The 5,438-nt window shown below is 44.2% G+C and carries 1 protein-coding gene and 2 pseudogenes; all 3 read left to right on the forward strand.

Annotation, left to right across the window (positions count from 1 at the left end; genetic code table 11):
* Positions 1 to 1,866, forward strand: a pseudogene (locus tag SD31_RS13360) (3-hydroxyacyl-CoA dehydrogenase/enoyl-CoA hydratase family protein); the annotation flags it as partial.
* A 107-nt stretch (positions 1,867 to 1,973) separates the two neighbouring features.
* Positions 1,974 to 3,149, forward strand: coding sequence for an acetyl-CoA C-acyltransferase (locus tag SD31_RS13365; RefSeq protein ID WP_039054494.1), 1,176 nt, complete (start codon positions 1,974 to 1,976; stop codon positions 3,147 to 3,149).
* A gap of 83 nt (positions 3,150 to 3,232) precedes the next feature.
* Positions 3,233 to 5,016, forward strand: a pseudogene (locus tag SD31_RS13370) (acyl-CoA dehydrogenase family protein).
* Positions 5,017 to 5,438: the final 422 nt, after the last annotated feature.

Consider the following 5,438-nt stretch of genomic DNA (forward strand, 5'->3'; position numbering starts at 1 on the left):
GGAATATGGAGACAAGAAATTAGGAAAAACAGTTGTGTTGTGTAAAGATACGCCAGCTTTCATCGGTAACCGCATTGGCGTTTACTCGATGCTGGCGTTGACACATCTTGTAGAGCAGTTAGATCTTACTGTAGAAGAAGTCGATAAGTATACGGGACCTGCCATGGGGCACCCTAAGTCAGCAACTTTCCGCACGGCGGATGTAGTGGGGTTAGACACATTGGTGAATGTGGCCAATGGCTTAGATCAGAATGCTCCGGACGATGAAGCACGTGGTGTCTTCAAACTACCTTCATATATCACCAAGATGGATGGAAAATAAGTGGCTGGGAGAGAAAAACAAAAAAAGGATTCTATGAAAAGGTAAAAAGTGCGGATGGCAGCTCAGAGATTTTGTCGTTGAACCTGAAGACCCTTACCTACGGCCCTCAGCAGAAGGTTAAGTCGTCGACGCTGGAAGCTACCAAATTGGTAGAAGATATCCGCAAGCGTATGAAGGTGTATGAGCAGGGAACAGATAAAGCTGCTGTTCTTTTCCGTGCCATGCATTACCCGCTATTTGAATATGTGTCGAAGCGTGTTCCAGAAATTACGGATGACTTCTTCCGCATTGACGACGCTATGCGTGCCGGCTTCGGATGGGAGTTAGGTCCTTTTGAAGTGTGGGATGCCTTGGGGGTTCGGGAGACTATAGAGAAAATCAAGAATGAAGAGAAACGTCTTCCAGGACAAACCGGAGAGGTAGCTCAATGGGTGCATGATATGCTTGCTTCAGGTGCAGAGTCTTTCTATAAGGTAGAAAATGGTGTAAGACACTATTACGATATTGCTAGCAAGTCGTATAAGCCTATACCGGGAACGGAAGACTTAATAGTGTTGGATCATATCCGTGAGCAGAAAACAATATGGAAAAACTCTGGTGTGTCAATTATAGACTTGGGGGATGGAATCATCAACTGCGAGTTTCACACCAAGATGAACACTATAGGTGGAGATGTGATTCAGGGATTGAACAAGGCTATAGATATTGCGGAAAAGGATTACCGAGGGTTGGTCATTACCAATGATGGAAAGAATTTTTCTGCTGGAGCGAATATAGGTATGATCTTCATGATGGCTGTGGAGCAGGATTACGATGAGCTCAACATGGCCGTACGTATGTTCCAAAATACATCTATGCGCATCCGCTACTCGTCGATTCCTGTGGTGGTGGCTCCTTTCCAGCTGTGTTTGGGAGGAGGCTGTGAGTTTGCTATGCATGCCGATTTCGTGCAGTTGCATGCCGAAACCTATATGGGATTAGTGGAGTTCGGTGTGGGGGTGATTCCGGGAGGTGGAGGATCTAAGGAGTTTGCCCTCCGTGCATCGGATGAATATAAAGACGACCAGATTGTGCAGAATACGTTGAAAGAGCGTTTTTTGACTATAGGTCAGGCAAAAGTATCTACCTCGGCAGTGGAAGCATACGAGCTGGGTTACCTGCAGCAGGGCAAATATGGTATTACCATGAACCGGGCAAGGCTTTTGGCCGATGCCAAGGCGAAGGCTATAGAGCTTGCCGAAGCAGGATATACGAAACCTATACCACGTACAGACATCAAAGTGCTTGGAAACCAAGGTTTAGGGATAGTTTATGTGGGGGCTGATTCTATGCGTGCCGGTGGCTATATTTCGGAGCATGACAAGAAAATCTCCGAGAAGCTGGGGTGGGTGATGTGTGGAGGAGATCTTTCAGCACCAGCAGAGGTATCAGAACAGTATCTGTTGGACTTGGAACGCAAAGCCTTCTTGGAGTTGTGCGCCGAGCGTAAGACGCTGGAGCGTATTCAGCATATGTTGACGAAAGGAAAACCATTAAGAAACTAGAGTATAATACAGAGACAGAATATATTACAGGTTGTAGGGAGGTTCTCAAAAGTTTATTATGCAAGGCAAAAGGATTATACCGATACAACCTTCAAAAAAGAAATAACATGGAAGCATATATTGTAGCAGGATATCGTACCGCAGTTGCAAAAGCTCCTCGAGGAGGTTTTCGATTTATGCGTGCGGATGATTTAGCCGCTGAAGTAATTAAGCATCTGGTAGCTTCGGTACCGAATCTTAATAAAGAAGATATCGATGATGTTATCGTTGGAAATGCGATGCCGGAAGCTGAGCAAGGAATGAACATGGCGCGTTTCATATCGCTCATGGGACTGGATACGGACAAAGTACCGGGAGTTACGGTAAACCGTTATTGTGCTTCCGGGCTGGAAACTATCGCTACAGCTACGGCTAAGATCAAATCCGGAATGGCCGATGTCATTATCGCCGGCGGGGCAGAAATCATGTCAGGAATGCCGTTTGGAGGATGGAAAATCGTTCCCAACCCAAAAGTCGCTAAGGAGCATCCAGACTGGTATTGGGGTATGGGGCTTACTGCTGAAGCTGTAGCCAAAGAATTTGGCGTTTCACGTGAAGACCAGGATGCTTTTGCCTTAAAGTCACATCTTAAAGCTATAGATGCCATCAAAAACGGTCGTTTTAAAGACGAAATCGTACCTGTAACTGTAAAAGAAAATTACATCAAAGACGGTAAGCTTAGCTCCCGTGAGTATGTCGTAGATACGGATGAAGGTCCCCGTGCTGACACCAGCCTGGAAGCTTTGGCGAAGTTGAAGCCCGTATTTGCTGCTAATGGATGTGTTACGGCAGGAAACTCATCACAGACGTCGGATGGGGCGGCATTCGTCCTTGTAATGTCCGAACGTAAGGTGAAAGAGTTGGGGTTGAAGCCTATCGCCAAACTTATATCCTATGCTGTGGCAGGGGTTCCTCCACGCATCATGGGGATAGGTCCTGTGGTGGCTATTCCTAAAGCTTTGGCAATGGCAGGTTTGGACAAAGACCAAGTGGATCTCTTTGAGCTGAATGAAGCCTTTGCTTCGCAATCTTTGGCGGTTATCCGTGAATTGGGCTTGGACGAAGAGAAGGTAAATGTCAATGGTGGGGCGATAGCTTTGGGACATCCTCTAGGATGTACAGGGGCTAAACTGACCGTGCAAGTGTTAAACGAATTGCGCCGTCGCGGTAAAAAATACGGCATGGTTACCATGTGTGTGGGTACAGGTCAGGGGGCTGCCGGAATATTTGAATTATTAGACTAATAAATAATTATCATCGGAAAATTTAAAAAACGAAGACAAGGAGATTCCTTGGTGTATTCGATAACCAAAAGACTTAAAAAATTATGACAACAAAAGCAATAAAAGGAGGAGAGTTTGTAATACAAGAAACTTCTTACGAAGATGTATTCATCCCTGAAGAATTTGATGAAGAAGCTCAGATGATACGCCAAACGTGTTTGGACTTCCTAGATACGGAAGTACTGAATAAGCTGGATCGTATCGATGCTCAAGAGGAAGGGCTGATGCAAAGTTTGTTGGATAAGGCTGGAGAGCTGGGCTTATTAGGTGTATCCATTCCGGAAGAATACGGTGGTTTCGGTAAAAATTTCAACACCTCCATGCTTGTTGCAGATGCGGTGGGGGGAGGATTCTCCTTTGCTGTAGCACTTTCGGCACATACCGGAATCGGTACTTTGCCTATCCTCTATTATGGTAATGCAGAACAAAAGGCTAAATATATTCCCAAGCTGGCTACAGGAGAGTGGAAAGCTGCTTACTGTCTGACGGAACCAAACTCCGGGTCGGATGCCAACTCGGGACGTACCTCTGCAAAGCTTAATGCCGAGGGAACCCATTATCTGATCAATGGTCAGAAGATGTGGATCACCAATGGGGGCTTCGCGGACATCTTTATTGTCTTTGCGAAAATCGATGATGACAAGAACCTGTCTGCTTTTATAGTAGAGAAGAATTTCGGCGGTATTACGATGAATCCTGAAGAACATAAAATGGGTATCAAGGGTTCTTCGACACGCCAAATCTTCTTCAATGACTGTCCTGTTCCGGTAGAAAATATGCTGTCGGAAAGAGGTAATGGGTTCAAGATTGCCGTGAATATTCTGAATATTGGACGTATTAAACTGGGGGCAGCTACAATCGGTTCGGCACGGTCGGTAATTAGCAAGGCGGTGAACTATGCTAATGAGCGCGTACAATTCAACTTGCCTATTTCTAAGTTTGGTGCCATACGCTATAAGTTGGCGGAGATGGCTACACGACTTTTCGCGACAGAATCGGCAGCCTACAGAGCCGGCCAGAATATCGATGATGCTTATGATGCATTGATTGCTGGTGGCATGGATGATGCTAAGGCTAAGCTCAAATCTGTAGAACAATTTGCTATTGAATGTGCTATCATCAAGGTGTGGTGTTCGGAAATGTTGGACTACGTGGTGGATGAAGGTGTTCAGATTTACGGCGGTATGGGGTATTCTGCCGAAGCTCCCATGGAAAGAGCGTATAGAGACTCTCGCATCAATCGTTATTTTTGAAGGTACGAACGAAGTGAACCGTCTGTTGATTGTAGATATGCTCTTAAAGCGTGCGATGAAAGGTGAACTGGATCTGATGGGACCGGCACAGGCTGTAGCTAACGAGCTGATGTCTATCCCTGATTTCGGTGAAGAAGATGACAGATCCTTTTGCTGCCGAAAAGAAAATTATCGCCAATCTGAAAAAGGCGGGGTTGCTGGTGGCCGGAGCCGCAGTGCAAAAGCTAATGATGACCTTGGCCAAAGAGCAAGAAATCCTTATGAATATCGCCGATATCATTGGCTATGTGTATGTGGCTGAATCGGTGCTTCTACGTGCAGAAAAAATTTATCATACGAAAGGAGAAGAGGCTGCGGCATTACCTATCGATATGGCTCGCGTATATCTATACAGTACTATCGATAAAGTGTATGTTGCCGCTAAAGAAGCCCTTTACTCTTTCGGTGAAGGAGACGAACTAAATATGATGCTTGTGGGTTTACGTCGTTTTACAAAAGCTCAACCTTTCAATGTGAAGGAAGCTCGTCAACGTATTGCCCGTAAAATCATCGAAGAAAATAAGTACTGTTTTTAGTATTCGTTAATTTGTTGATTAGGTAAAGCCTGCTGTTGAAGCAGGCTTTTTTATTGCCTGAGGTTTTATTTAATTGGTTGTGTATTAGTGTTTTATTTTAAAATGTATATTAAATCTATAAAAATAGTAGACATTTTTAAAATAGTTTTTATATTTGTAAAGCAAAGCTTTCAATATTACGGCTTTGTAAGTTAACAGACTAATAGAAGACAAAATGGAAAAGCAAGCAAAAATTTTCAAAGCCCTTTTATTTTATGAACGGTCCGTGCAACGAATAATTACCCGATATATGCGAATGTGTAAATAGTTTTCTTTTCCCTTATTTATATGAAAAGGGGAAGTGTGCGGCTTCCCCTTACGTTAAATAGTGTGTAATGCAAGTGCTAACTCCATTTTATACTTGTAACCATTATTTAATGTAA

The sequence above is a fragment of the Sphingobacterium sp. T2 genome, assembly GCF_000814685.1.
Taxonomy (GTDB): Bacteria; Bacteroidota; Bacteroidia; order Sphingobacteriales; family Sphingobacteriaceae; genus Sphingobacterium; species Sphingobacterium thermophilum.